Origin of the sequence: Aeromonas sp. R2-1 (assembly GCF_040908425.1) — a bacterium.
GTDB lineage: Bacteria > Pseudomonadota > Gammaproteobacteria > Enterobacterales > Aeromonadaceae > Aeromonas > Aeromonas caviae.
On the sequence record NZ_JBFODR010000007.1, the window covers coordinates 163,723 to 188,632 of the forward strand.

The 24,910-nt window shown below is 63.4% G+C and carries 22 protein-coding genes and 2 pseudogenes; 7 read left to right on the plus strand and 17 right to left on the minus strand.

The genetic code is table 11. The features are described 5' to 3' along the window. Window positions 1-53: 53 nt before the first annotated feature. The 3 genes from AB5Y80_RS01090 to AB5Y80_RS01100 all read right to left on the minus strand — a co-directional run bounded on the left by AB5Y80_RS01090 (window position 54) and on the right by AB5Y80_RS01100 (window position 4,709). On the minus strand, window positions 54-1,781 hold the full coding sequence (locus AB5Y80_RS01090; RefSeq protein ID WP_368172419.1) for an ABC-F family ATP-binding cassette domain-containing protein: 1,728 nt from the start codon (window positions 1,779-1,781) through the stop codon (window positions 54-56). 347 nt (window positions 1,782-2,128) lie between these two features. Continuing rightward, window positions 2,129-2,566 (minus strand): PliI family lysozyme inhibitor of I-type lysozyme, encoded by a 438-nt coding sequence (locus tag AB5Y80_RS01095; protein WP_010673427.1) that lies wholly within the window; start codon window positions 2,564-2,566, stop codon window positions 2,129-2,131. Between the two features lie 112 nt (window positions 2,567-2,678). Continuing rightward, window positions 2,679-4,709 (minus strand): M13 family metallopeptidase, encoded by a 2,031-nt coding sequence (locus AB5Y80_RS01100; protein ID WP_368172420.1) that lies wholly within the window; start codon window positions 4,707-4,709, stop codon window positions 2,679-2,681. Window positions 4,710-4,838: 129 nt separating this feature from the next. Here AB5Y80_RS01100 and tilS point away from each other — a divergent pair, with 129 nt between their 5' ends. After that, window positions 4,839-6,173, plus strand: coding sequence for a tRNA lysidine(34) synthetase TilS (gene tilS / locus AB5Y80_RS01105; RefSeq protein ID WP_223930364.1), 1,335 nt, complete (start codon window positions 4,839-4,841; stop codon window positions 6,171-6,173). A gap of 43 nt (window positions 6,174-6,216) precedes the next feature. Here the strand turns inward: tilS and AB5Y80_RS01110 are convergent, their stop codons facing one another. Beyond that, window positions 6,217-7,143, minus strand: a complete 927-nt coding sequence (locus AB5Y80_RS01110) for a GGDEF domain-containing protein (protein WP_041214696.1) — start codon at window positions 7,141-7,143, stop codon at window positions 6,217-6,219. A gap of 187 nt (window positions 7,144-7,330) precedes the next feature. On the opposite strand from AB5Y80_RS01110, the gene AB5Y80_RS01115 reads away from it, so the two are divergent. Beyond that, a complete protein-coding gene (locus tag AB5Y80_RS01115; protein ID WP_368172421.1) occupies window positions 7,331-9,283 on the plus strand; it encodes a cation:proton antiporter in 1,953 nt (650 codons plus the stop codon). Between the two features lie 27 nt (window positions 9,284-9,310). On the opposite strand, the gene AB5Y80_RS01120 is transcribed toward AB5Y80_RS01115, so the two are convergent. The 6 genes and pseudogenes from AB5Y80_RS01120 to AB5Y80_RS01145 form a co-directional block, all read right to left on the minus strand. Next, the gene (locus tag AB5Y80_RS01120) at window positions 9,311-10,471 is read right to left on the minus strand and encodes a patatin-like phospholipase family protein (RefSeq protein WP_368172422.1); all 1,161 of its coding nucleotides are present in this window, start codon (window positions 10,469-10,471) and stop codon (window positions 9,311-9,313) included. 117 nt (window positions 10,472-10,588) lie between these two features. After that, window positions 10,589-11,446 carry an alpha/beta hydrolase gene (locus tag AB5Y80_RS01125; protein WP_368172423.1) on the minus strand — a complete coding sequence of 286 codons (858 nt, stop codon included), beginning with the start codon at window positions 11,444-11,446 and terminating at the stop codon, window positions 10,589-10,591. A gap of 72 nt (window positions 11,447-11,518) precedes the next feature. Then, on the minus strand, window positions 11,519-12,100 hold the full coding sequence (locus AB5Y80_RS01130) for a helix-turn-helix domain-containing protein (protein ID WP_309563406.1): 582 nt from the start codon (window positions 12,098-12,100) through the stop codon (window positions 11,519-11,521). Window positions 12,101-12,259: 159 nt separating this feature from the next. Continuing rightward, window positions 12,260-12,340 (minus strand): annotated as a pseudogene (locus AB5Y80_RS01135) (DNA-binding response regulator); the annotation flags it as partial. A gap of 30 nt (window positions 12,341-12,370) precedes the next feature. After that, window positions 12,371-12,451: pseudogene (locus AB5Y80_RS01140) on the minus strand (DNA-binding response regulator); the annotation flags it as partial. Window positions 12,452-12,481: 30 nt separating this feature from the next. Further along, the gene (locus AB5Y80_RS01145; RefSeq protein WP_010673435.1) at window positions 12,482-13,126 is read right to left on the minus strand and encodes a response regulator transcription factor; all 645 of its coding nucleotides are present in this window, start codon (window positions 13,124-13,126) and stop codon (window positions 12,482-12,484) included. 158 nt (window positions 13,127-13,284) lie between these two features. On the opposite strand from AB5Y80_RS01145, the gene AB5Y80_RS01150 reads away from it, so the two are divergent. Further along, complete coding sequence (locus tag AB5Y80_RS01150) at window positions 13,285-13,911, plus strand: glutathione S-transferase (protein WP_151028455.1); 627 nt, start codon at window positions 13,285-13,287, stop codon at window positions 13,909-13,911. Window positions 13,912-13,974: 63 nt separating this feature from the next. On the opposite strand, the gene AB5Y80_RS01155 is transcribed toward AB5Y80_RS01150, so the two are convergent. The 5 genes from AB5Y80_RS01155 to AB5Y80_RS01175 form a co-directional block, all read right to left on the minus strand. After that, the gene (locus tag AB5Y80_RS01155; RefSeq protein ID WP_368172424.1) at window positions 13,975-16,098 is read right to left on the minus strand and encodes an alpha-amylase; all 2,124 of its coding nucleotides are present in this window, start codon (window positions 16,096-16,098) and stop codon (window positions 13,975-13,977) included. 207 nt (window positions 16,099-16,305) lie between these two features. Further along, a complete protein-coding gene (locus AB5Y80_RS01160) occupies window positions 16,306-17,472 on the minus strand; it encodes a membrane protein (RefSeq protein ID WP_029313951.1) in 1,167 nt (388 codons plus the stop codon). Then, window positions 17,472-17,843 carry a GtrA family protein gene (locus tag AB5Y80_RS01165; protein ID WP_010673439.1) on the minus strand — a complete coding sequence of 124 codons (372 nt, stop codon included), beginning with the start codon at window positions 17,841-17,843 and terminating at the stop codon, window positions 17,472-17,474. Before AB5Y80_RS01165 ends, AB5Y80_RS01160 begins: the two co-directional genes overlap by 1 nt. Beyond that, complete coding sequence (locus AB5Y80_RS01170; protein WP_182935972.1) at window positions 17,840-18,898, minus strand: glycosyltransferase family 2 protein; 1,059 nt, start codon at window positions 18,896-18,898, stop codon at window positions 17,840-17,842. Before AB5Y80_RS01170 ends, AB5Y80_RS01165 begins: the two co-directional genes overlap by 4 nt. Window positions 18,899-18,955: 57 nt before the next feature. Then, complete coding sequence (locus AB5Y80_RS01175) at window positions 18,956-19,501, minus strand: hypothetical protein (RefSeq protein WP_010673441.1); 546 nt, start codon at window positions 19,499-19,501, stop codon at window positions 18,956-18,958. A gap of 309 nt (window positions 19,502-19,810) precedes the next feature. Between AB5Y80_RS01175 and AB5Y80_RS01180 the strand changes: the two genes are divergently transcribed. From AB5Y80_RS01180 to AB5Y80_RS01195, 4 genes are all read left to right on the plus strand, one after another. Then, the gene (locus AB5Y80_RS01180; protein ID WP_319907350.1) at window positions 19,811-20,578 is read left to right on the plus strand and encodes a transporter substrate-binding domain-containing protein; all 768 of its coding nucleotides are present in this window, start codon (window positions 19,811-19,813) and stop codon (window positions 20,576-20,578) included. Window positions 20,579-20,669: 91 nt separating this feature from the next. After that, entirely contained in the window at window positions 20,670-22,151 is a 1,482-nt protein-coding gene (locus AB5Y80_RS01185; RefSeq protein ID WP_045523555.1) for a murein L,D-transpeptidase, read from the plus strand. A 148-nt stretch (window positions 22,152-22,299) separates the two neighbouring features. After that, window positions 22,300-22,845, plus strand: a complete 546-nt coding sequence (locus AB5Y80_RS01190; protein ID WP_039039271.1) for a DUF882 domain-containing protein — start codon at window positions 22,300-22,302, stop codon at window positions 22,843-22,845. A 103-nt stretch (window positions 22,846-22,948) separates the two neighbouring features. Then, the gene (locus tag AB5Y80_RS01195; RefSeq protein ID WP_010673445.1) at window positions 22,949-23,200 is read left to right on the plus strand and encodes a hypothetical protein; all 252 of its coding nucleotides are present in this window, start codon (window positions 22,949-22,951) and stop codon (window positions 23,198-23,200) included. A 94-nt stretch (window positions 23,201-23,294) separates the two neighbouring features. Here the strand turns inward: AB5Y80_RS01195 and AB5Y80_RS01200 are convergent, their stop codons facing one another. Together AB5Y80_RS01200 and cysZ are read right to left on the minus strand one after the other, a co-directional pair. Further along, entirely contained in the window at window positions 23,295-23,909 is a 615-nt protein-coding gene (locus AB5Y80_RS01200) for a trimeric intracellular cation channel family protein (protein WP_010673446.1), read from the minus strand. Window positions 23,910-24,043: 134 nt separating this feature from the next. Next, the gene (gene cysZ / locus AB5Y80_RS01205) at window positions 24,044-24,808 is read right to left on the minus strand and encodes a sulfate transporter CysZ (protein WP_010673447.1); all 765 of its coding nucleotides are present in this window, start codon (window positions 24,806-24,808) and stop codon (window positions 24,044-24,046) included. Window positions 24,809-24,910 lie beyond the last annotated feature (102 nt).

Consider the following 24,910-nt stretch of genomic DNA (forward strand, 5'->3'; position numbering starts at 1 on the left):
CCGTGGCTGGCCGCGTGTGTTGCGTAACAAGAGATGGATGATCCGGGCTGGCGTCAGGCAAACCCGAGCCGCTCGGCAAGGCGCGCCAGCTCGTCACGCCACTGCTGCTGCAGGCGCGGGGTCTGGTGCCTGGGCTTGCGGGCCAGATCGGCGGCGAGCAGGGCATCGAGCTCATACCAGCGCGCCAGCAGCGCCTCTTCGTCATCCCCCGTGGCGGCCGCGGTCTGCGGGTCACCTGATCGAGCCGGGCTGCCCGCCTGCGGCAAGGGGGCATCGCCCAGCAGCTCGGCATAGGCCCGCTCGGCACTGTGAGCCTCCTGGATGCGCCCGTCCTGTATCAGCCAGAAGCGGTTGCAACTGCGCTCGATCAGCTCCCGGTCGTGGGAGACCAGCAGCACGCCCCCCGGGAAGGCGGCAATGGCGTCAGCCAGCTCCTCCTTGCCCGCCAGATCCAGGTGGTTGGTGGGCTCGTCGAGCCAGAGCATGTGGTGGCTGCCGAGGGACAAGGCGAGGAACAGCAGCCGTGCCCGCTCCCCCCCGCTCAGGGTGCGCACCTGCTGGCCGTGGCGGACATAGGGGAAGCCCGCCCGGATCAGCGCCTGACGCCGAGCCCCTTCAGGAAGGGGGGCCAGCGGGTAGAGGGCATCGCTCAGGGTGGCGTCGTCAGCCAGCTGCTGCAGGGACTGATCGTAATAGGCGATGCTGGCGCCGGGGTGGCAGTACCAGCCTGCCTGCGGACTCTGCATGGTCAGTTCGCGCCAGCACTGGCGCAGCAGGGAGGACTTGCCGGTGCCGTTGGCACCGAGCAGGGCGACCCTGTCCCCTGCCCGCAGCCAGAGTCCCTCGGCACGCAGCAGCGGCGGCAGTGCCGGTGCCGGCGATACGTCGAGGGCCTCCAGTCGCAGCAGGGTGTCGGCGGGCAGGCTCACTCCGCGCAGCTCGAGCCGCCAGGGGGCCAGCGCCGCCACCTGGCTCTGCTCCTCCTGCAGGCGGGCGATGCGCTTTTCCATGGACTTGGCCTGGCGCACCAGCTTCTCGTTGTCATGCTCCCGCCCCCAGATGGCGAGGCGCTTGCTGCTGGCGCTCAGGCGGTCTATCTCCTTTTGCTCATCTGCCCGGCGCAGGCGGGCCTGCTCATCCTCGGCAGCCAGTGCCGCCCTGGCCTGGCTGCAGGGCAGGGCGAAGCGGTGCAACTGGCCGTCTCGCAGGATCAGGGTCTGATCCGTGACGCTGTCCAGCAGGCGACCGTCGTGGGAGACCAGCACGAAGGCGCCGCGCCAGCCCAGCAGAAACTGCTCGAGCCAGAGCAAGGCGGGCAAGTCCAGGTGGTTGCTGGGCTCATCGAGCAGCAGCAGGTTGGGTTGACGCAGCAGGGCGCGCCCTATCTGCAGCCGGCTGTGCTGGCCACCGCTCAGTGCACTGACCGGCAGCGCGGCCTGGGCCTCCAGCTGCAGTTCGGCCAGCAGCTTGTCCACCTGCCATTCGGCGGCGGGGTCGTTGCCCAGTGCATCCAGCAGCACGGCGCGGGTGCTGAGGGTGGAAAGCCCGGCGGGCAGTTGCTGGGCCACGAACTCGCAGCGGCAGGCGGCGGCCTGCACGACCCGGCCGGCCTGGGGCGTGCGCTCGCCCGCCAGCAGCGCGAGCAATGTGCTCTTGCCGCAGCCGTTGGCGCCAATCAGGCCGAGTCGGTCGCCTGCGCGAATGCCGAGTTCGAGGTGATCAAATAAGGGAAGGTGCCCCGCACTCATCTGCAGGGAATGGGTACTCATCAGGGTTGTCATGCTCTTGCTCTCTTAAATCGCGGGATCGAAGATCCCTGTCATCAGGAGCGCTGGCGACAACGGCAGAGTCGAGAAAGGTCTCGGTATGGAAGGGAGTCGGCTTTGCTCGAACCCGCTATCGCAGCGCGATGGTATGCAGGCAAGAGCACTTGAATGTGCCGAACAGGCGAGCCGAGAACATCGGACACGCTTGGATAACCATTTTTTACCTCCTTGTGTTTCGTTATGGCAGGGTGCGGCGATTATAGGCACAGAAAAAACAGTCGTCCATCCGCCCTGTGGGGGCCGTGGGCACCGCATCGGGAGGTGCGGGGTAAAAAACGCCCCGTGATACGGGGCGTGGGGGGTCAGTCGCGGGGAGTCTTGAGGGCCTCAATCACATCGTCACTGGGGGCCAGCCCCTCCACGTGGTTGAAGCTCTCCAGCCCCTCCTGGGGATTGATGGTGAGGGCGTCGGCGCTCAGGTAGCTGCCGCTGCCGGCGCTCTCCACCACGACGATGACTTCAGGCTGCTTGTCGCCGTTGAGATCCAGCAACTTGATCTCCTTGATACTGCCATCGCGCGGCAGCACCTTGCCGTCGATGAACTGATCCAGCGGAAACTGGGGGTTGGCGCCGGAGTAGAGGCGCACGTCGTAGCTGCCGGTGGAGGCGGGCTCGCCGCGCCCTTCGCTGACGGTCACCACCTGGCCGGAGGGGAGCGTCAGCTGCTTGAAGAAGCCGTCCGCCGCCTGGCTGGCGAGGGGCAGGGTGAGCAGGCCGAGAGTAAGGAATAAGGCTTTCATGGAGAGGACCCTTGTTGCTGCTTGTGTGTCTGTGACGGGCAGGGGACGCTTCCCTGCCACGTCGGAAGCGGGCAGGGGGCCGCTGGTCGGCCGCCCCCTGCCCGGGTTGTCATCACCATATCTTGACCCGTTTGGCCGGGTCCAGATAGAGCTTGTCGCCGGGCTGGATCTTGAACGCCTCGTAGAAGGCGGGGATGTTCGGTACCACGCCGTTGACCCGGTATTCCGGCGGCGAGTGGGGATCCGAGGCGAGCAGCATCTGCATCAGCTCGGGGCGATACATGCCCTTCCACACCTGGGCCCAGCCGAGGAAGAAGCGTTGCTCGCCGGTAAAACCGTCCAGCACCGGGGCCTCCTTGCCATCCAGGGAGAGCAGGTAGGCCTTGTGGGCGATGGTGAGGCCGCCGAGATCGCCGATGTTCTCCCCCAGGGTAAACTGGCCGTTGACGTACTGGCCCTTGATGGGCTCGAAGCGGTTGTACTGGGCCACCAGCCGGCTGGTGCGGAAGCGAAACTCCTTGAGATCCGCCGGCGTCCACCAGTCGCGCATCACGCCGTCACCGTCGGATTTGGCCCCCTGATCATCAAAACCGTGGCCCATCTCGTGGCCGATCACCCCGCCGATGGCGCCGTAGTTGACCGCATCGTCCGCCGTCATGTCGAAGAAGGGGGGCTGCAAAATGGCGGCCGGGAAGACGATCTCGTTGTTGCTCGGGTTGTAGTAGGCGTTCACCGTCTGGGGGGACATGTGCCACTCGTCCCGATCGACCGGCTTGCCGAGGCGCGCCAGGTTGTCGGCGTATTCGAAGGCGCGGGCCCGCTGCAGGTTGCCCACCAGATCGTCGGGGCGAATGGTGATGGCGCTGTAGTCCTTCCACTTGTCCGGGTAGCCGATCTTGGGTCTGAACTTGGCGAGCTTCTCGAGGGCCTGTGTCTTGGTGGCCGGGGACATCCAGTCCAGCTCCTGGATGCTCTGGCCGTAGGCGGTGCGCAGGTTCTCCACCAGCTGCTCCATACGGGCCTTGGCCGCTGGCGGGAAGTAGCGCTCGACATAGAGCTTGCCCACCGCCTCCCCCAGGTTGTTGTCCAGTACCCCGAGGGCCCGCTCCCAGGGGGCGCGCTGCTTGGGCGTGCCGCTAAGAGCGGTGCCGAAGAAGGCAAAATTCTGGGCATCGGTCTGGCTGTCGAGGTAGGGGGCGTAATCGGTGATGAGCTGCCACTTGAGGTAGGCCTGCCAGTCAGCGACCGGGGTCTGCTGCATCACCTCGTTCAGGGCCGAGAGATAGGTGGGCTGGCCGATGACCAGGCTCTGCTGCCCCGCAAGGCCAGCCTGGGCCAGGTAGGCGTCCCAGTCGATGGCGGGGGCGAGGCGCCCCAGCTCGCTCACCGGTCCCTTGTTGTAGTTCTTCTCTCTGTCTCGCAGGGCCACGTTGTCCCACTGGATCTGGGCGAGCCTGGTCTCGAGGGCCAGGATGCGTTTCGCCTTGCCCTGGGCATCCGTCTCACCGAAGCGGGCCAGCATGGCGGCGATGTGCTGCTCGTACTTGTGCAGCAGCGCCTGGCTGTTGGGGTCGCGCTTGAGGTAGTAGTCCCGATCCGGCAGGCCGAGGCCGGCCTGGTAGAGGTAGACGGCATAGCTGTCAGGGGCCTTGGCGTCGGCGTCAATCCAGAAACCGAAGGGGGAGCCGCCACCGGTGCGGGCGCTCTGGGCGAAGGCCCGGGCGAGATCCTGCGGCGTGCTGATCTGCTCTATCTCGCTCAGCATTGGCAGCAGGGGCGTGGTGCCCTTGGCGTTGCGGGCGGCCTGATCCAGATAGCTCTGGTAGAGGTCGTGGATCTGCTGGGCCGGGGTACCGGCGGCGGCTTTGCCATCCAGCCCCTCCACCAGCACCCGCACGTCCGCCAGGGATTTGTCCCGCAGCAGGTAGAAGGCGCCGTCGGCGGGCCTGTCATCGGGGATCTTGGCCGTGGCGAGCCAGTGGCCGTTCACGTAGCGGAAGAAGTCGTCACCAGGCTTGACGCTGGTGTCCATGTTGGCCAGCGCAAGGCCGGAGTGTTTGTCCGGTTGGCTCGGTGCCTGACTGCAACCGGCCAGCAGGGCCAGCCCGACGAGGGTGGCCAGGATGTGTTTCTTGTTGTTCATTATGGTTTTATTCCAATTCGGGTTATATGGCTTCCTTGCCCACGCAGGGAGCGATTCACTCTAGCAGCCGGGTTAGCGCTTGATAAGCCCGACTCTGCTAAGATCGGCCTGGTCGTATTGGGGAAGCCTATGATTTCTCGTATTTATTCTCGTTTTTGTCAGACCCTGCCCGCGCCGGAAGGTTCCCGCGGTCTGCTGGTGGCTTTCAGCGGCGGGCTCGACTCCACCGTCTTGCTGGTGCTGGCTGCCCGTTTTGCACGCGCCCACGGCCTCGCCCTGAACGCCCTGCACGTTCATCACGGCCTGAGCCCACATGCCGACGACTGGGTGGCTCACTGCGAAGGGGTGTGCCGGCAATTGGCGGTGCCCCTCATCGTGGAGCGGGTGCAGCTCTGCCGGGGCAACGGGGAGAGCCTGGAGGCCCAGGCGCGGGCGGCGCGTTATGAGCGACTCGCCGCCCACCTGGGGGAAGGGGAGTGGCTGCTCACCGCTCACCATCAGGACGATCAGCTGGAGACCCTGCTGCTGGCGCTCAAGCGGGGTGCCGGTCTGCGCGGGCTGGCGGGCATGGTGGCGAGCCAGCCTTTTGCCGCAGGCCATCTGTTGCGCCCCTTGCTCGACATGAGCCGGGCCGAGCTGGCGGAAGCCGCGCAGTCACTTCCTTATGGCTGGGTAGAGGATGAGAGCAACGAGGACCCGAGCTATGACCGCAACTTCCTGCGCCAGCAGATCATCCCCCTGCTCAAGGACCGCTGGCCCGCCATGGCCCGGACGACGGCGCGCACCATGGCCCTGTGCGCCGAGCAGGAGGCGCTTATCAGCGAGCTGGCCGAGGCGGACTGGCAGGCGGTGGGTGAGGGAGAAGGGCTGCGCATTGACGGACTCCTCTCCCTCTCCCCCGTGCGGCGCAACAACCTGCTGCGCCACTGGATCCGCCGTCAGGGGGGAGAGATGCCCTCCCGCGAGCTGCTGGGCCTGCTGTGGCAGGAGGTGGCGCTGGCGCGTGATGACGCCAACCCCAGGCTGAGCCTGCAAGGGCTGGCGTGTCGCCGCTATCAGGGGCGTCTGTACCTGGTGGCGCCGGATCTCGCCCCCCGCGAGGAGGTGCTGCCCATCCGGATGGAAGAGACGCTCACCCTGCCGGACGGGCTCGGGCAGTTCAGGCTCTGGAGAACGGATGGCGAAGGGTTGCGGACACCGAGGGGGGACGAGCCGCTCTCGGTGCGTTTTCAGGTCGCCCCCGGCGTCATGCTGAAACCGGTGGGGCGGGTGGGCAGCCGGCGGCTCAAGAAGCTGCTGCAAGAGTACGGGGTGCCCTCCTGGCAGCGGGGGCGCATTCCCATCCTCTACTACGGTGAACAGGTGGCACTGGTGGCCGGGCTCTTTGTCTGCGACGGATTTCTGGCGCCAGAAGAGGGGGTGGCGTGGGAGTGGCGGCCCCCCGTCCCCCAGGATGCGGATTGACATCGCAGAGTGACAGGGGGCCGGGAGGCGAAAGGGTGATGCCCTATTCGGGCAGGCCGGAGCCCCCGGCTTTCTTGCGGGCGTAGAGATGGGTATCGGCCGTCTCGTAGAGGCGCTGCACATCCATGCCAGACTGCCAGCTGGCGGCTCCCAGGCTGCACCCCACCGAGAAGGCGCTGAGCTCCTTGTGGCTGTGGAGCACATGTTGCAACCGCAGCCAGACCGGGCGCCAGGCCTCGGGGTCCGCGGGTTGCAGCAGCAGGGCAAACTCGTCCCCGCCGAGGCGAAACGCCTGATCCGTCCCGCGAATGCACCCCTGCAGCAACTGGGCGAAGCGGCTTAGCACCAGGTCGCCCACCGGGTGGCCCCAGGTGTCATTGACCTGCTTGAATCTGTCGAGATCCAGCAGCACCAGCACCAGGCCGTGGGGTTCCCGGCTGTGTTGCTCCACCGCCCGGCCGATGGCCTCATCGAAGTAGGCGCGATTGCCAAGCCCGGTCAGGTGGTCGAGCCGCACCTGCTGTTCCAGCCGATCCAGCCGCAGATAGAGGGGCAGGGTGAGACTGAACAGCTGATGATATTGCTCAAGCAACCGCCTCTGGCCGTCGCTCAGGGGGTGCTCCAGCTCGTAGTGCAACTGGCCGAGCAACTGCTCGTGTCGTCCCCGCAGCTCGAAGCGATAGGCATGCAGGGTCAGCCTGGCCTGGGGCGGGTGCGAGATGAGGGGATGGGGCTGGCCACAGTCGAACTGGAGCGAGTGGATCCGGACAATGTTTGCCACCCGCTCGGCAAAGATTGCCAGCAGGGCGTCAAGATCCCGTTGCCCCAGCAACTGCTCTATCTGCTGATAGCGGTCCTGCCCGGTCAACGGCGCAAGCCGCTCCATCTGCTGTACCCACTGCTCTATGCCATGTCCGAAGCCGTTCAATGACGATGTGTTTTCCACGTTACAGCCCTTACACCTCTCCATTCATTGCGCAGGCTCTTGCAAGCCCTGTGCCTAAAATATGTCCGATGAAAAACAAGGGGGCTGGCTAGGCTTAACGGGATGAAACGGGAGGGGAAATCCCTGCCGCTGAGCGAGTGGCGTGCCATATGGGGAGCGGGCGCTGTGCTTGCAGGGAAGAGAGTGCCGGGCAGATGAAGGAGAGGGATGGGTGTACGCCGATGTGTTGATCCTGCTGATCTTCGCCGTTGTGCTGGTGGCCATTTTCCGGCGCCTCGGCCAGCCGGTGATCCTTGCCTATCTGTTTGCCGGCATGCTGCTCGGCCCCCATGGCGTGGCCATCGTCACGGGTCAGGCCATGATGCAGACCATAGGGGAGCTTGGCATCGTGTTTCTGATGTTCTCCCTCGGGCTCGAGTTCTCCCTGCCGCGTCTGCTCGCCATGCGCAAGCTGGTGCTGGGGGTCGGCAGCCTGCAGGTGCTGCTCACCTCACTGCTGTTTTTCGGGCTCGGCTGGTGGTGGGGGCTGAGCCTGGTCCAGGCGCTGGTGGTGTCAGGCACCCTGGCGCTCTCCTCCACCGCCGTGGTGATCAAGCAGCTCGGCGAGCTCAAGCAGCTCCATACCCGGCGAGCCCAGCTCGGGGTGAGCGTGCTGCTGTTCCAGGATCTTGCCGTGGTGCCCCTGCTGGTGATGATCCCCATCCTGGCCCAGCCCGAGGTGCAGGGCAGCGCCCTGCTGGCGGAGGTCGCCTGGGCCTCCCTCAAGGGGTTGTTTGCGCTCTCCGTGCTGCTGGCGGTGGGGAAGTGGCTGCTGCCCATGCTGTTTTTCGAGGTGGCGCGCGCACGTTCAGACGAACTCTTCGTACTGAGTGCCCTGCTGGTGGCATTGCTGGCGGCCTCCCTGACCCAGTGGATGGGGCTCTCCATGGCGCTCGGTGCCTTTCTGGCGGGCATGATGCTGGGGGAGTCCCACTATCGTCATCAGCTCGAGGTGGACATCAAGCCGTTTCGCGACGTGTTGATGGGGCTCTTCTTCATTACCATCGGCATGACCATGGACTGGGCGCTGGTGGCGGACGCCTGGTGGCAGGTGCTGGCCTGTGTGACGGGGCTCATTCTGTGCAAGTCGCTGCTGATATTGCTGGCGGGCCGCCTGATGGGGGAGCGCAAGCGCGACGCCATGGCCGCCGGCATCATGTTGAGCCAGGTCGGGGAGTTCGGTTTTGTGCTGCTGGCGCTGGCGAGTCATCACGGCTTGCTGGATCACCAGCTGGTCTCTCTGCTCATCGGCATCGGTGTCATCTCCATCGCCCTCACCCCCTGGCTGGTGTTGCGGGCGCTGGGGCTTGCCCACTCCCTCACCGACAGTGCCCTGCTCTCTCGCGCCGAGGTGGCCCAGTCGGGCCTGAGCAAACACCAGCACGTCATCATCGCCGGGTTCGGACGCACCGGCCAAACCTGTGCCCGCTTTCTCAAGCTCGAAGAGATCCCCTTCCTGGCCCTGGATCTCGATCCCGAGCGGGTGAGCGAGGCCAAGCTGGCGGGGGAGCAGGTGGCGTTCGGCGATGCCAGCCGGCGCGACATCCTGCTGGCGGCCGGTCTGCTGCGGGCGCGGCTGGTGATCATCACCTTCGACGATCGCAAGCGGGTCGATGCCATGCTGACGCTGATCCGGGAGCTGGCGGGGGAGATCAAGGTGCTGGTGCGTACCCGGGATGACAGCTTCCTCGAACACTACAAGCAGGCCGGCGCCTTCGAGGTGATCCCCGAATCCCAGGAGGGAGCCCTGATGCTGGTCTCCCACCTGCTGCTCAACTGCGACATTCCCATCGGCCGGGTGATCCGGCGCATGGAGCACGAGCGCAGCAGCCAGTATCGCTTTCTGCACGGTTTCTACTGGGGCGGCAAGAGTGCGGGCAATCTGGAGACGGATCAACTGCTCGAGCGGCTGCATCCCGTGCTGCTGCACGACCAGGCCTGGGCGGTGGGACACAGGGTACGGGATCTCGCCCTGGGAGAGGTGCGCATCAAGGCGATTCATCGCGGGGAGCGCAGCCTGGATCCTAGGCGCGAGCTGGTGCTGGCGGCGGGAGATACCCTGGTGCTCTTCGGCACGGCCGTGGCCATGGAACAGGCCGAGCAGCGCCTGCTGGAGGGACGCTAGGATCTCCTTGCCATGGGATAAGGCCCCTCAGGCCTCTTCGCGAAACTGCTGCTGCCTCCCGCTGCCCGGCAGGTCGAGGAAGGCCTCGATGCGCTGGCGGTGATCCAGCGCGTCCTGGTATCCCAGCTTGATGAGCCGCTGGCAATAGCCGGGGTCAAACATCAGGAAGCTGGCCAGGCTGCTGCTCTCTTCGCCGTTGACCCCGAGCACTCGCAGCAGACGGCGCAGCTGGGTCGGCAACCGTGGGAGGTATTCGAGGGCGATGAGGTCGAGATCCTGGCTGGGGCGGATCACGCAGGTCTCCACCTGGCGCAGTTTCAGCCGACTGCGCTCCCGTGCCGGAATGAGGGAAAGGGTCTGGTTGATGCGCCCGAGCCGCTCCAGATCCGAATTGAGGGTGTCGGAGAAGACGGTGTTGAGCAGATGGCTCGCGATGTTGGAGCTGGTCAGGTGCCCCTGGCGGGGAGTCGGGTTCTCCCTGTGAGGGGAGTCCAGGGTCACCATCAGTATCCGCTCCGCCCCCAGATGGATGGCGGGGCTGAGCGGACTCAGCTGGTGGATGGAGCCATCCCCGTAGACGCGATCGCCGATGGGGGTGGCGGGAAAGACAAAGGGCAGCGCCGACGAGGCCAGCAGATGATCCGAGGTGAGCAGGGTACGCAGGCCACGTCGTCTGGCGCGCTCCCAGGGCTGATGTTCGGCCCGCCCCTGGAAGAAGGTGGTGGAGAGGCCGTCATCGTAGTCGGAGGCCGTGATGGCGATGGCCTCCAGGCTGCCGTAGAGGATGTTGTCATCAATGCGGTGATAGTCGATGAGCTGATCCAGCAGACGGCGCAGGGGGGCGTTGTCAAACAGGTGAAAGGCGCGGTTGCTCTGGGGGGTGATGAGGCCGGCCGAGCCCTGATAGAGGGTGCGCCACAGCAGTTGACAGGGGTGGAAGTCGAAGATGTGGTGGGTCTCGAAACGTCGCCAGACCCACTCCAGCTTGCGCACCCCCAGATGGAAACAGGAGGCGTAGCACGCCAGCGCCGTGATGTTGAGAGCCCCCGCCGAGGTGCCGCACAAAATGGGGAAGGGGATGCCGATGTTGCGGGGGTAGAGTTCGGCCACCGCCTTGAGTGCGCCGACCTGATAGGCGGCGCGGGCACCACCACCAGTCAGCAGAAGAGCAGTATTGGGTCTGGCCATGAGGGTGCGCCTTATCGTGATCGCCAGGGCGGGTTGCCACCGCACAATTCAACTATAAGACGTTGTATACCGGATAAAAATGGGCCGCACGCTCAATTTTTGCGGCCCGTTTCATTTTCAGTTTGCCAAGGGCGTCTGGCTCAGTTGATCGAAGGCGGCGAAGGCTGGAGGGCTTGCCAGAATACGGCCATGGCCGAGCCCCCGGGTGCTCACCAGCCGGGTGCGGCCATCCTGGGTTGCGCGCAGGGAGTCCCGGTGGGGGGCGAAGCGGTCTTCCTCATCGTGCACGATGAGGGCGGCGCCGCTGCGCCGGGCGAGCCGGCCAAGGGGGTCAACCGTGCTGAGCGGGTGCTGGTATTCGTGTTCTATCTCCTTGACCACCGCATCGAACAGCCGGATGGAGTAGCCGGAGCGCGCCACCATGCCGTAGAGCTGGGGCACGTAGTCGAGCACCGGGGAGATGAGCAGCAGCGGCAGCGCATCGATTGCCGGGTGACGGCTGCTGAGGGTGACGGCGCCCCCCATGCTGTGGGTGATGACGCCCTGGACGGGGCCGACCCGCTCGAGGATCTCGTCGAAAGCGCGCACGAAGCGGGGCAGGTGACCCCTGTTCCCTTCGCTCCGGCCGTGGGCAGGGTGATCGTAGGCGAGGGCCGTATAGCCCTGGGCGGCGATGTGACTCATCAGCGGATAGAACTGGCTGGCACTGCCTGACCAGCCGTGCATCAGCAGCCAGACCGGCCCCTGGCCGAGCCGGTAGCTCATCAGGGTCCCTTCACTGGTGTGGATGGCCTGCTCGACCACGCCGGCCGGGGCTGCGACGTCCCGGGTCGCCCGCTGCGGGGTGAGCAGCAGCTTGCTGGCGGTGCGCTTGGCGTGGGTGGGCGCGAGCACGTGATGCAGGCGGGTGCCGAGGCCCAGCAGCAACTTGCTCGGGCTGAAGCGGCGTGTGTTGAAGTAGATCTTGCTGCTCATGGTCATCCTGTGTCTTTTGTGTGCGAACGGTCGTGCTTTTTTGCGACTTTTTAAAAAGAAGAGCCCGTCGGGTCAGCGCCAGCTGGCCAGCAGAGCGGTGACCTCCGGCCAGAAGTGGCGGGCCGGATCCTCGCTGAGCCCCAGGGCATGGAACACCTGATCCCCGAGATAGAGGCCATAGAGGCGATAGACGGCGCGCCAGGGATCGAGATCGCTGCGCCACTCCCCTCTGGCCTGCCCCTGCACTACCTGGCGTGCCAGGTAGTCGAGCCAGAAACGGACCAGCTCGCGTGCCGCCTGCTGGACCTCACCCTCCTGGGCGGAGGTCCAGGCATCGAGGAACATGCAGCGGCCGGCAAAACTCTGGTTCCAGGCCAGCCAGGCCTGCAACAGGGCGAGCAGTTTCTCCTGCTGGGTGGCGTGTCCCTGTTGGCGCACCGGCTGGATCACCCGCTCCCGAAATACCTCTGCGGAATGGGTGAGCACGGCGATTTGGAGGTTGTCGCGGGACTGGAAGTGGGCGAACAGACCGCTTTTTGACATCTCGCAGGCCGTTGCGAGGGAGCCTATGGTGAGGCTCTCCAGCCCCTGCTGGCTCGCCTGCTCGAATGCAGTCTGCAAAATGGTGTCGCGGGTCAGACGTCCCTTGCTCATCCGGCTCTCCTCTCTCTGGGCTGGCAGCATAAAGTACGACCGTGCTAATTGTCGAGCCGCAAATGGTGCAGGGAGGCCGTTTCCGGCTGCCGCGGGGTGCCAGAGAGTCTTCTGGGAGGCGGGTGTGGCTGGCTTGTTACGAGCCAGCCGGGGACGAGCTCAGTCGTCCTTGATGCCCATTTGCTGCAGGGCGATGACCGCCTGGGTGCGGTTCTTGACCCCGAGTTTGCGGAAGGCGGAGTGATATGGGCTCTGATGGTGACAAGGTGCTCAACTGTCCTTGATATCCATCTGCTGGAGGGCGATGACCGCCTGGGTGCGGTGCTTGACCCCGAGTTTGCGGAAGGCGGAGTGATATGGGCTCTGATGGTGGCAAGGGGCTCAACTGTCCTTGATATCCATCTGCTGGAGGGCGATGACCGCCTGGGTGCGATTCTTGACCCCAAGTTTGCGGAAAATCGCGGTGATATGGGCCTTGATGGTTGCCTCGGAAACGTTGAGCTCCCAGGCGATCTGTTTGTTGAGGCTGCCATCCCGCAACATGATGAGCACCTTGTATTGCTGGGGGGTGAGGCTGGCCAGCTTGGTGGCGAAATCGGGCCCTTCGCTGGGCTCGGGATGGAGGGAGATCCCCTCGGGCACCCAGTTGTCCCCCCCGATCACCGTATTGAGGGCGCTGACCAGCTCTTTCATGGGGACGGACTTGGGAATGAAGCCGAGCGCGCCCAGGCGCAGCACCTGCTGGATGATGGCGGGATCCTCGGAGGCCGAGACCACGACGATGGGGAGATCCGGGTGATGTCCGCGCAGATAGGCCAACCCCTCGAAGCCGTTGGCCCCCGGCATCTTGAGATCCAGCAGCAGCAGGTCGACGTCGGGATGTTCATCGAGCAGGTGGCTAAGGCTGTCGATGGAGTCAGCCTCCAGCAATCTGGCGTCGTCGATGGCCATGTGCACCGCTTGATAGAGGGCGCCCCGAAACAGGGGGTGGTCATCTGCGATGACGATGGTAAATTGGCTGTCCATAGCTCACATTGTTGCTAACCGATTGTTTTGAAAAATCAAACTAGCACTGCTACCCAAGTGGGTCAAACCCGCCAGTACGCAAATGTGAGGTGGTCATCGGATGTCGTGCCACGGGGCCGGCGGGATGGCCAGTAAACAACCCATGCAGGAGGCAATCGATGGGATCCCTGGTTTTGACGGTGGGCACGGGCTCCACCTGGGCAATGAGAACGGCGCTGGTGCTGGCCATGAGCGGGCTCAAGTGGCAGGAGCAGGTCTTCGATCTGGAAGATGCCAAGGAGCTGCAACGGCTCAAGCGCACGGCCCCCGCCGGCCTGGTGCCCTGGCTCGACGACGGTGAGCTGCGTATTCACGACTCTCTGGCCATCGCCGAATATCTCCACGAGTGCTGCCCGGAGCGCCACCTTTATCCGGTGGACAAGGCCGAACGGGCACTGGCCCGCAGCCTGTGCGCCGAGCTGCACGCCGGTTTTCGCCAGATCCGCACCCTGCTGCCCTTCTTCCTGGGGGCGCCCACCCAGAGTGAACCGCCGGTGGAGGTCATCGACGAGCTGGCCCGGTTGCAGACCCTCTGGTCCCAGGCGCGGGGGCCCTTCTATTTCGACGAGGCGAGCATTCTGGATGCCTTCTATGCGGTGATGGCCTATCGACTGGCAAGCTATGGCATTTCGCTGCCCGGTCAGGCTGGCGCCTATCAGCAGGCCTTGCTGGCCTGGCCCCTGTGGCAGGAAACCCTGCTCAAGGCGAGGTTGCAGTGGCCAAAGGCGGCCCGCCAGTCTGATTGATGCGGGCGTCGGCAAGACAAAAAAGGGGAGCCATCGGCTCCCCTTTTTATTCAGGCCAGGTCGCTATTTCTGCCGACCTGCGAAGACCACGACCACTTTGTCTTCTCCTTTTTCCCGCACGAAGCCGTAGGGGGCATCGGAAATCTTCTTGTGGCTGCCCGCCGCGATGGCAGGGTGGGCGGCACGGAACTGGCCGAGCCGTTGCCAGTGCTTGACCAGCTCCGCCTTCTCGCCACTCGCCAGCTCCTGCCAGTTCATGTCCGAGCGCACGCTCTGATCGAACACGCCGCCATCCTTGGCCAGTCCCCGGCCGGACTCGTCGCCATAGTAGATCTGGATGCCCCCCGGCAGCAGCATGAAGCTGTTGGCCACCCGCCGTTGCAGCGCCACGTCCTGGTAGTCGCCGAAGAAGAGCTTGGTGTCGTGGGAGCTGATGTAGCTCAGCACGTTGAACTCGGGATCCTGGTTGATGCGGCTGGCGTAGCTCGCATAGGTGGGCTCTGCCCCCGCCATGCACTGGGCCTGGGGCAGGGCGAATTCACGCTGGTAGTCGAAGTTGATCAGGGAATCGAAGCCGTGCTGGTACCAGAAGTCCTTGGCGACCCCGTGATCCCACACCTCGCCCACCATGTAGAAGGGAAGGTCATCGAGGGCCTTGCCCGGGTTGGCGGCCTTCCACTCCTTGAGCGCGTCGGTGCCCGCCTGCTTGAGCCTGGCCCAGACCGCGGGCTCCAGGTGCTTGACGGTGTCGGCACGGAAGCCGTCGATGCCGAAGCGGCGCACCCAGTCGGTGTGCCAGGCAATGAGGTAATCGGTCACGGTGGCGTTGGGCAGGGCCTTGGCCCTGGTGTCTTTTTTGGCAGCGAGCAGCGGTGGCAGCCCCACCGATCTGGTGGATTCGGTCAGGAAGTCCGGCAGTCCCGCCACCGAGCCGGTGACGTCGTCGGTGCCGGGTTGCGGGTAGCCGGGCAGGCCGGCCCGCACCCAGTCAGGGCCCCACCACTTGTCCCAGTGGGATGACTGGTAGTCGATGAACTGGTTGTAGCCATGCCAGTTGAGGCCGCCGCTCGGGCGCCATTCGTTCCAGCGACTCGGCAGCTTGCCGGTGTTCTGGGTGAGATCGGTGAGCCCCAGATCCTGCAAGTCGGCGAGGGTGGCGTAGCCTGCGTGGTTCATCACCACGTCGAGGATGATCCGCATGCCGCGCTTGTGGGCCTCGTCCACCAGGGTTTTCAGGCTCTCTTCGTCGCCGTAGTTGGGGTCGATTTTGGTGAAGTCGAGCGCCCAGTAGCCGTGGTAGGCGTAGAAGGGGAAGTTCCCCTGCTCGCCACCGCCGATGAAGCCGTGGACCTGTTCCACCATGGGGGTGATCCAGATGGCGTTGATGCCGAGTTGCTTGATGTAGTCGAGCTTCTCGGTCAGCCCCTTGAAGTCACCGCCATGCCAGGTGGCCACTTCGTCCTGACCATCCTTCTGACGACCGAAGCTGTGATCATTGGCAGGATCGCCGTTGTGGAAGCGGTCGGTCAGCAGAAAATAGACGCTCGCCTGATCCCAGCTGAAGGGAGCAGGCTTGGCGGTCTTGACCGGCTCGAGCAGCAGCAGGCCGCCGCTCTCCTTGCTCGGTGTCAGGGTGATTTTGCCGCCTTTGACCACGGCTTCCTGTCCCGAGTAGGCATCCCGCAACCGGGTGCCGTCGGGCCAGACTCCCTTGAGTGATGTCGTGACCGGGCCGCCATCCCAGCTGATGCAGGGCTCTTCCGGAGGCTGGCGTTTGAACTCGCTCTTTTTGGTTGCCCGCAACACCTTGAGGCTGGGGGTATCGGGGTTGAAGGTGAACTCGTAGTCCCCCGCCAGCATCACCCTCAGATTGAAGTCTGTCCCCTTGCTGCACTTGTCCATGGGCTGGGCGGTGCCGAAGGGAAGGGGCCTGGCCTCGGTTGGCCCGAAGCTGGTGCCGCAGCTGTTGCCCGCATCGCTGATGCGGATCTGGTGGCTCCCCTTGTCCAGTCTGTGGGTCAGGGTGACGGTGCCCTTGTCCAGCGTCAGCGCCTCGGCCACCGGTTTGCCATCCACATGGAGATAGACCTCGGGGGCCGCCATCGCCTGACCGATGAACAGCGGTGTGGCGAGCACGGCCAGCCACAGGGGGGATGGGCGAAGAGCGGGGCGCGAAGAGAGACGCATAAGCCATTCCTTGAGCAGAGTGTGAGGAGCAGGGTCCGTTGAGGCACTCATTCTAGGGCGCGATGGGGCAGGCTTGGACCGGTAAAATACCGATTTGTGACGTCAGTTCAAATGGTTACGTTTTCAAGAATGGAAAAGTGTGAACCGGGTGTCGCGGCCATGAAAAAAGCCGGTCAGTTGACCGGCTTGTAGGCATTCGGGGTGGCGTCACACGGTGAAGAACTTGAAGTTGACGAAGGCCACCGCGATGAAGGAGGCAACCATGCCGCTGATGCAGAGCACCGCAGGGCGGATGGCAGGCCAGCGATGGGCCAGCAGCACGATGGCCAGCAGGGTCGGATAGAGGCCAAACATGTAGCGGGGCATGGCGTTGAGACCGGTCATCAGGGGGATGGTGCAGCAGATGAACATCAGGGTCGCTTCGGCCCAGCGTTTCTGGCTGAACAGGTAGCCATTCAGGCACCAGCCGAAGATCACCATGATGGAGAGATAGGCCTTGCGCCCCCCCAGCTCGAAGCCGCTCAGCCACCAGTCCAGGGGGCTGTCCATATAGCGGCCCCAGGCCACCTGGATGTGCTTGAAGGCAAGGGCATCCCCGGTGAGGTGATAGAGATAGACCATGTAGGAAAAGAGGCCGAGGGGAATGAGCCAGAGGGTGAACACCACCTTGAAGGCCCGCTCGGTGAAGCGGAAGAACTCGCGCCAGCCGTAGGCCTGCAGGGCCAGGATCAGCACCGGAAACACCATCATCACCCCCAGGTTGCGGGTGGCGGAGATGAAAATGCCGAGGAAGGCGACCATGAGCCACTGTTCGCGGTAGGCGAACAGGAACATTCCCAGCATCAAGGCCATGAACATGGGCTCGGTATAGCCAGAGACGAAATAGGCGGAGAAGGGGGAGAAGGCCAGCAGCCAGACCCCGAAGCGGGCGGTGTCGTCCCCCAGCTTGAGCTGGCGCAGCACCAGCAGCATCAGGGGCAGGCTGATGAAGAAGGCGATGTTGGCCACCAGCATCAGGCCGATGAGGCTCTCCATGTCAAACAGGCTGGAGAGACCGCCGGCCAGCATGGGATAGAGGGGCATGAAGGCCCAGTTCGCCGCATTGCCCTTGCTCAACCAGCGTGGATAGAGGTCGTAACCATTCTCGATGATGCGCTGGAACCAGACGCAGTCGAACTGGCAGTAGGCTTGCAGCGGCCCGATGTCGGTGGCGCCATAGAGCTGGACGCCGAAATAGCCCATGCCATAGAGCGCCACCCGGCTCAGTACGAAGGCGGCGACGATCATCAGCCAGTCGCGGCCGCTGATGCGCAGTGACGGGCGATAGGGGAGTGCAGCCCCGGTTGACGGGGCGGTATTGGTCATATCATTCATCAGGCAAAAACCCAGATACGGGAGAGAACGTAGGTGAGCACGGTGACGGTCAGGGTGGCGATCACCACCGGCAACAGGCCGGAGAGACCGGCAAACAGCAAACCGCTCAGGATGAGGTTACGCACCGCCAGAGAGAAGAGGGCAACCAGCAGGAACTTGCTGGCGGCACCTTGTTTCTGGAAGGTGATATAGCGATGGCCGAAGAACGAGAACCAGAACGCCACGGCAAAGGCCAGGGTCGTGACCAGGTGCTCGGAGATGGCCGGCCAGGTATGAAACAGGGCGATGGAGGTGCCCAGATCGACGAGGGTGGCCCCCCCGCCGACAAAACCGAAGCGAACCAGCCGCCAGAATTCCTCGCGGGAGATCATTGAGACGCCTGCTCCTGCTGATCATCAGCGGGTTTCGCGGCTGCCTTCTTGCCAGCGCTCTTCTTGCTGGTGCTGGGCACTTCCTGCTTCTGCTCTTCATCCTGCTTGGCGTACTGGCCGTAGACCCCTTCGATGAGGTAGACGGGGCGCTGTTTCACCTCCACGAACATGCGGCCGATGTACTCGCCGATGATGCCCAGCGACAGCAGCTGGATGCCGCCGAGGAACAGCATGACCGACATCAGGGAGGCGTAACCGGGCACGTCGATGCCAAAGAAGAGCACCTGGGTGATGATCTTGAGGATATAGAGGAAGGCGATGAAGGAGACACCGACCCCGATGTAGCTCCACACCCGCAGCGGCCAGCTGGAGAAGCTCATCAGGCCGTCAAGGGCGAAGTTCCACAGCTTCCAGTAGTTGAACTTGGTTTCGCCGGCGTGGCGGGCCGGGCGCTCGTAGGGAACGCCGACGGCGCGAAAACCGGCCCAGGCGAACAGCCCCTTCATGAAGCGGTTGCGCTCCGGCAACTGCTTGATGGCCTCGACCACCTTGCGATCGATGAGGCGGAAGTCACCGGCGTTCTCCGGCAGCTTGGTGCTGGTGGAGAGGGCGTTGAAGAAGCGGTAGAAGCCACCGGCGGTCAGGCGTTTCATCGGGGTATCGGCGCTGCGATCCACCCGGATGCCGTAGACGGTGTCATAGTCGCCGGTCTGCCACAGCTTGACGAACTCCAGAATGAGAGAGGGGGGATCCTGCAGGTCCACGTCCATGGGGACGATGGCGTCGCCCTTGGCCTGGTGCAGGCCGGCGGTCATGGCCGCTTCCTTGCCGAAGTTGCGGGCCAGGTTGACCAGGGTCACACGGGGATCCCGGGCGATGGCCTGCTCGACCACCTCACGGGTGCGGTCACGGCTGCCATCGTTGACGAACACGATTTCAAGCTGGTCTTTGAGCGGGGCCAGTTCGGTATCTATCGCGCTGATGAAGGCGTCTATGCTCTCTTCCTCGTTGTAAACGGGAACGACCAGAGAGAGTCGAAAATCGGCACGGGACATGGGAACTTCCTTATTGAAAGAATTATTTTACGGAACAGATACTTGGGGCATTCCGCTTCACTGAGCCACGGTCAGTCGCACGGACTGGACGTTGAGCGGTGTCGGGGCGGAGAGCGCCAGGAAGTTGGGACGCTTGGGATCGGCGGTCAGGGAGTCGCCCGGCAGGCTGAGGCGGATCTCGTTGATGCCCGCCTTGGCCAGCTTGACCGTGGTGGTGAAATCATGACCCAGCGCCACCTTGAGCAGGGCGCCAGCCTGGGGGCTGTTGATCCTGGCCTGGATGGTGAGCTGCTCCGGCTGGGCCTGCTGCTTGGGCAGCACGAAATAGAGACCGCCCTGACCGCTCAGCTCGGTGCCTTGCTCGCTGGGCTTCTTGGCCCAGCCTTCGCTTGAGAGGAAGCGGCTCGGCTTGGTCAGGTTGAGTTCGTTGCCGGGCTGGTAGGTCATGCTGGAGTTGTGCTCCCAGAAACGGGTCTTGCCTTCCAGGTAATAGAGCTTGTAAGCCAGGCTCACGTTGGGGTGAGCGGCCAGATAGAGGGTATAAAGGTAGAAACCGCTCAGTGCCAGGATGGCAGCCAGAAAACCGAACTTTTTGTAGGTCATATTACTCACTCGACGCCCGACAGATTGATAGGCAGATTTCGCGCATATGCTAATCCAATTGCAAAAAAAGCATAGTGGATCACAAAAATATATTTGCTCACATATTAACCCTCAATCACCCTGCTTACCAAGGGGCTTTGGGGTCGTTTGCTTCCTCTTCTTGATTGTGGCTTTTTCGGCGCCAACCTGTCTGCCGCCACCTGGGGCGCATCAGGCAAACGGCTGATATTGTGCTTTGTTGTGGCAGGATCTGTCGCCATTTCACCCGGGCAGAATTAAGATGGCTTGTCCCGTCGTCAAGGATGACCCATGAGACTCTTCTCTCTGTGTGTGCTCTGCTGTCTGCCCCTCCAACCGTTGTGGGCGCAATCGTTCTGCTCCTCCCCCCTTCGCGTCGGTTTCGATGACTGGCCCCCATACCACTATTACCAGCAAGAGGGAGCACGTCGGGAACTGCGTGGATTTGCGGTCGACTACCTCAATGCCGTGTCGATTCGGCTGGGTTGTCGTCTGGTCTATGTGGAGCGTCCCTGGAAGCGGGGGTTGCACGATCTTGAGCGGGGTCGGCTGGACATCGTGATGGAGGCGTATTTTGCCGATGAGAGGGCGCGTTATGCCTGGTTCTCCATCCCCTACAACCCGGGCCGGACATCGCTCTGGGTACGCAAATCCGGTACCGGTGAGGAGTCGGATCTGGCGAGCTGGCTGGCCCACGGGCATCGCCTCGGTGTGACCAGGGACTACTATTACGGCCCGGAAATCACCAAGGTTCTGCAGCGATACCGCAACCAGGTGAGCGAGGTCAACGATGTGCAAAACTATCGCAAGCTGCTGCTTGGGCGGATAGACGGTTTTCTCGGGGATAGTCTGGCCACGCCCTGGGGTCTGAAAAGAGAGGGGCTGTCGGATGCGGTCGTCCCCCACACCATGGCGATCCATGAGACGCCCACCTTTTTCATGTTGAGCAAGAAGACCCTGTCCGGGGAATTCGTAGCGCGGTTCAACGAGGCGATAGTGGCCGTCGGTGACAGCGGGGAGCAGGAACTCATCTGGCGTCGTTACACCTCCGTCCGCTAGCAAAGTCGCCAGCATTCACGCATCATGGGGACCTGACCGTCGCGCCTGACAGGCCGAAATGAACCGATTTGAGGCAAGCGTGGTAAGAAGCATGGGTAAGAAGTATTGGTTGGCATTGGCGAATCTCATCTGGCTGGGCTGCTGGCCGGCCAGCATGGTTCATGCCAGCACGGAACAGGCGGTAGTGGCCAGTCCCAGCATCCAGCATGACTGGTATCAGAACGAGGTGGCCGAGCAGGCTCGTCATGAGCTTGAACAGCAGTTGCAGGAAGCGGTGCTGGCCCAGCTGCATCCGGATTTCTACCGCCTCTGGCAGCAGTTGCAAAAGACCCCGGCGGATCGGCGCGGTGCCCTCTACGATGAGGCCTTTGGCAAGCTGGCCCGGTTCCAGCAGGCCTGGCGAGGGATGGATCTGGTCGCGCGCGAACAGATGCAGACCCTCAAGCTGGATCTGAACCGCCCCCTGGCCCATGCCCCCCAGGGAGACAATCTGCTGGAGCAGGTCAGGCAACTCAGGCCACAGGTGGCGGAATACGACGCCGTGCGCGAAGAAGTGCGCAAGCTGCTGGCCATGCCCATGGCCAAGCACTGGCCCACCCTCTCCATGCCGACCCTGCGGGCCGGGGAGAGCTCGACCGAGCTCGGCCAGATCCGCTCCATCCTGAACGAACTGGGGGACAGTGCCCCGACTCACCAGGACAGCCTCTACGATCCCGAGACCGAACAGGCCATCAAGCAGTTCCAGCGCCGCCACGGCCTGACCGCCGACGGCATCATCGGCCGTCAGACCCGCAGCTGGCTCAATACCGGCCCCGAGGTGCGCGCCAGCCTGCTGGTTCGCAACCTGTGGCGCCGTGATCTGGTGGATCACCTTGCCGGTCGCTATGTGCTGGTCAACATCCCGGACTACCGCCTGAGCGTGGTGGAGTCTGGCAGCGAGGTCTTCACCAGTCGGGTCATCGTCGGCAAGGAGCAGCGGGCCACCCCCATCCTCGCCAGCGAGATCCGCTCCATCGTGCTGAACCCGGCCTGGCACGTGCCGCGCTCCATCCTGAGCAAGGACATTCTGCCCAAGCTCGGGCGCGATCCTGCCTACCTGGATCGCGAACAGTTCGAGGTGATCGACGGCGAGGGCAATCCGGTGCAGTTCAGCGAAGATGGCTGGCACCATGCGCTGGCCTCGGGTTTCCCTTACCGGTTGCGGCAAAAGCCGGGGGATCACAATGCCCTGGGTCGCTACAAGTTCTATCTGCCCAACAACGATGCCATCTATCTCCACTCCACCCCGCGCAAGGCGCTGTTCGAGCAGGGGGCCCGTGCCTTCAGCTCGGGTTGCATCCGGGTGGAACACGCCGACGATCTGGCAGAGTTGCTGCTGGCGGACTCCCGCTATCAGCCGGACAAGGTGGCCAGCATCCTGAAAGAGACCCAGACCAAGTGGCTGCCCCTGAGCAACCCTATCCCGGTGTTTACCGTCTACTGGAGCAGCTGGATTGATGAAGAGGGACGTCAGCAACTGCGCAACGATATCTACGGATTCGACAGAGTCAGCTATCAAAGCCGCTTGCTGTGATCCTCGCCACAGAGTGAAAAGCCCGGCCCGTGCCGGGCTTTTTCATGGGTGAATGGGGTTTGACAGCGCTTTTTCTGGCAGGTAGTTTCGGCCCTTGTATCAAATTCATTCACCTGTGTGACTTCACCATGAGATGGACGGACAACGGATGCTGGGACAAGAGATAAGCCGACGCCGTCTGCTGCTGGGGGCGGGTTGCCTGATGGGGACCAGCTTGCTGTCGTTCCCTGCGCTGGCGAGCCGCAGCACTTCGGGACGGGAACTGAGTTTCTTCAACCTCAATACCGGCGAGCGGGTACGCGCCAGTTATTGGGAAGATGGCCACTATTTGAGCGACGGGCTGGCGGAGCTCAACCATATTTTCCGTGACTACCGTCGCAACGAAGTGTTCAACATCGACAGAAAGCTGTTCGATCAGCTCTTTCTGCTGCAACACAAGTTGGGACGCCACGGCGAAATACAGCTCATCTCGGGTTATCGCTCCCCGGCCACCAATCAGCAGAAGCGGCGCAAGAGTCGCGGCGTCGCCAAGCACAGCTACCACACCCTGGGGCAGGCGGTTGACGTGCGCATCCCCGGCGTGCAGCTGGCACACCTGCGCAAGGCCGCCCTGAACCTCAAGGTGGGCGGTGTGGGTTATTACCCTTCCGACAACTTCGTGCACCTGGACACAGGCCCCGTTCGCAGCTGGTGAGTCGGGATTTCCTCAAGGGTTGAGTGCCGATTGTGTCTTTTTGCCGCTGGCATTGAGGGGAACCAAGCTGCTAGGCTCTGGACTCCAGCCAGAGGAGAGAAAGATGAAGCAGATTGTGATCGGGGGGCTCATCGCCCTGTTGTTGACTGGTTGCGGCAAGCTCAACCGCGAGAGCTACGACAAGCTGAAAGTCGGGATGAGCTATGCCGAAGCGAGTGCCATCCTCGGCAAGGCCGAGCGTTGCGACGATGCTCTCGGCACCACGAGCTGTGTCTGGGGAGGGGAAGGCAAGAATATCAAGGTGCGTTTCATCGCCGACAAGGCGACCTTCTTCAGCTCGGAAGGGATCAACTGACCCTTTCCTCTCTTGCCGATGCCCAACAAAAAAGCGCCGTATGGCGCTTTTTTGTTGCTCGTTATCCGTGCGATATGGCCAGGAACTGGCGTGTTCAATGGGTGGCATACTGATAGTTGAAGGTGGGCAGTCCCCACTTGAAGCGTACCGCCAGGAGCCGCAGCACGAAGCCGATGCCGATGGCACCGAAAGCGGCCCAGTCGTTGGGCAGCCCATGGTGCAGCGCAAAGCAGTAGAGCGCGGCGGTGATCAGCGAGACGGCGGCATAGAGCTCGCGCTTGAACACCAGCGGGATACGCTGGCACAGCAAGTCCCGCAGCACCCCCCCGAACACGCCGGTCACCACGGCCATGATGCAGGCGATGCCGGCCCCGTGGCCCATCTCGAGCGCCCGGGCAGCCCCGAAGATGGAGAAGACCACGAGCCCCAGGGCATCGAGCGCCAGGAACAGCTTGCCAAGGTAGCGCATCAGCGGGGCCGAGATGACCCCGGCCATGGCGGCGCCCGCCACCAGCAGCACGTATTCGGGGTGCTCGACCCAGAGCAGGGGATAGTGGCCCAGCAGCACATCCCGAATGGTACCGCCACCGATGGCCGTCGCCGAGGCGATGATCACGACGCCAAACAGATCCATCCGTCGCCGACCCGCTGCCAGCGCGCCAGTCATCCCTTCGGCCACCAGGCCGAGCAAGAAGAGTGCATGTAACATGAGATATCCCAGGGTGCGAGAAAGGCCCGCATCCTAACAACCCTGCGCTGGGGCGACAAGCTATCTTGGTTATGCATTAGATTAAGTAATGAAAAGGGGGCTTTCGCCCCCTCTTTTGATCATGATGACGCGGTTCAGCGTCCAAGTTGCTCGCTGCGGTATTGGTCTACCCACATGGCGGTGGCGCCACAGATGGCCACCGGCATCACGAAGAGATTCACCACCGGGATGGCGGAGAAGAGGGTCACCAGGGCGCCGAAGCTCAGGCACTTTCCACGCCGCTGCTTGAGGGCGTCGCGCATGGTGATGAAGCCGATCTTGTGGTTGTCGAACGGATAATCGACATACTGGATCGCCATCATCCAGGCGCTGAGCAGGAACCAGAGCACGGGTGCCAGGGTCTGGCCCACTACCGGGATCAGGAAGAGGATCAGGCAGCCGATGGCCTTGGGCAGATAGTATTTCAGCTTGGTCCATTCGCGGCCGAAGGTACGGGGCACATCTTTCACCACATCCAGCATGCCGGTGTCATTCATGGCTTCACCGGTGAGGATCTGTTCCACCTTCTCTGCCAGCAGGCCGTTGAAAGGGGCAGCTATCCAGTTGGCCACCGAGCTGAAGATGAAGGAGAAGACCACCAGTATGGTGATGAGGGCGATGGGCCAGAGCAGGTAATCAAGCCAGGAGAGCCAGCTCGGGATCTGCTGGTGCAGCCAGGCGAACAGGCCGTCCAGTTGTAGCAACAGGGCGTAGAAGGCACCGGCAAAGAGCACGAAGTTGACCAGCAGGGGGATCAGCACGAAGGTGCGGATGCCGGGCTGGCGAATGAGCGAGAAGCCGCGCAGGAAGTAGTCTGCACCGCTGACCGAATCTTTGACCATGTGGGGTGATTGGCTCATGTGAGCTCCATCAGTGAATGGGGAAAGTGCCAGCATATTACAAACAAGCCTTTGATTTGGTAAAGTCGCCTGCCCGCCTCCTCTTTATTTCGTTACCCACAT

What these genes read in the sequence shown, in the direction of transcription:
- AB5Y80_RS01095 (WP_010673427.1), bottom strand. Translation starts at nt 2,566, where the DNA reads ATGAAAGCCTTATTCCTTACTCTCGGCCTGCTCACCCTGCCCCTCGCC.
- AB5Y80_RS01195 (WP_010673445.1), top strand. Translation starts at nt 22,949, where the DNA reads ATGAAGCAGATTGTGATCGGGGGGCTCATCGCCCTGTTGTTGACTGGT.
- AB5Y80_RS01170 (WP_182935972.1), bottom strand. Translation starts at nt 18,898, where the DNA reads ATGTCCCGTGCCGATTTTCGACTCTCTCTGGTCGTTCCCGTTTACAAC.
- cysZ (WP_010673447.1), bottom strand. Translation starts at nt 24,808, where the DNA reads ATGAGCCAATCACCCCACATGGTCAAAGATTCGGTCAGCGGTGCAGAC.
- AB5Y80_RS01165 (WP_010673439.1), bottom strand. Translation starts at nt 17,843, where the DNA reads ATGATCTCCCGCGAGGAATTCTGGCGGCTGGTTCGCTTCGGTTTTGTC.
- AB5Y80_RS01120 (WP_368172422.1), bottom strand. Translation starts at nt 10,471, where the DNA reads ATGGCCAGACCCAATACTGCTCTTCTGCTGACTGGTGGTGGTGCCCGC.
- AB5Y80_RS01145 (WP_010673435.1), bottom strand. Translation starts at nt 13,126, where the DNA reads ATGGACAGCCAATTTACCATCGTCATCGCAGATGACCACCCCCTGTTT.
- AB5Y80_RS01190 (WP_039039271.1), top strand. Translation starts at nt 22,300, where the DNA reads ATGCTGGGACAAGAGATAAGCCGACGCCGTCTGCTGCTGGGGGCGGGT.
- AB5Y80_RS01160 (WP_029313951.1), bottom strand. Translation starts at nt 17,472, where the DNA reads ATGAATGATATGACCAATACCGCCCCGTCAACCGGGGCTGCACTCCCC.
- AB5Y80_RS01180 (WP_319907350.1), top strand. Translation starts at nt 19,811, where the DNA reads ATGAGACTCTTCTCTCTGTGTGTGCTCTGCTGTCTGCCCCTCCAACCG.
- AB5Y80_RS01100 (WP_368172420.1), bottom strand. Translation starts at nt 4,709, where the DNA reads ATGAACAACAAGAAACACATCCTGGCCACCCTCGTCGGGCTGGCCCTG.
- AB5Y80_RS01125 (WP_368172423.1), bottom strand. Translation starts at nt 11,446, where the DNA reads ATGAGCAGCAAGATCTACTTCAACACACGCCGCTTCAGCCCGAGCAAG.
- AB5Y80_RS01200 (WP_010673446.1), bottom strand. Translation starts at nt 23,909, where the DNA reads ATGTTACATGCACTCTTCTTGCTCGGCCTGGTGGCCGAAGGGATGACT.
- AB5Y80_RS01185 (WP_045523555.1), top strand. Translation starts at nt 20,670, where the DNA reads ATGGGTAAGAAGTATTGGTTGGCATTGGCGAATCTCATCTGGCTGGGC.
- AB5Y80_RS01175 (WP_010673441.1), bottom strand. Translation starts at nt 19,501, where the DNA reads ATGACCTACAAAAAGTTCGGTTTTCTGGCTGCCATCCTGGCACTGAGC.
- AB5Y80_RS01150 (WP_151028455.1), top strand. Translation starts at nt 13,285, where the DNA reads ATGGGATCCCTGGTTTTGACGGTGGGCACGGGCTCCACCTGGGCAATG.
- AB5Y80_RS01110 (WP_041214696.1), bottom strand. Translation starts at nt 7,143, where the DNA reads ATGGAGAGGTGTAAGGGCTGTAACGTGGAAAACACATCGTCATTGAAC.
- AB5Y80_RS01130 (WP_309563406.1), bottom strand. Translation starts at nt 12,100, where the DNA reads ATGAGCAAGGGACGTCTGACCCGCGACACCATTTTGCAGACTGCATTC.
- AB5Y80_RS01090 (WP_368172419.1), bottom strand. Translation starts at nt 1,781, where the DNA reads ATGACAACCCTGATGAGTACCCATTCCCTGCAGATGAGTGCGGGGCAC.
- tilS (WP_223930364.1), top strand. Translation starts at nt 4,839, where the DNA reads ATGATTTCTCGTATTTATTCTCGTTTTTGTCAGACCCTGCCCGCGCCG.
- AB5Y80_RS01155 (WP_368172424.1), bottom strand. Translation starts at nt 16,098, where the DNA reads ATGCGTCTCTCTTCGCGCCCCGCTCTTCGCCCATCCCCCCTGTGGCTG.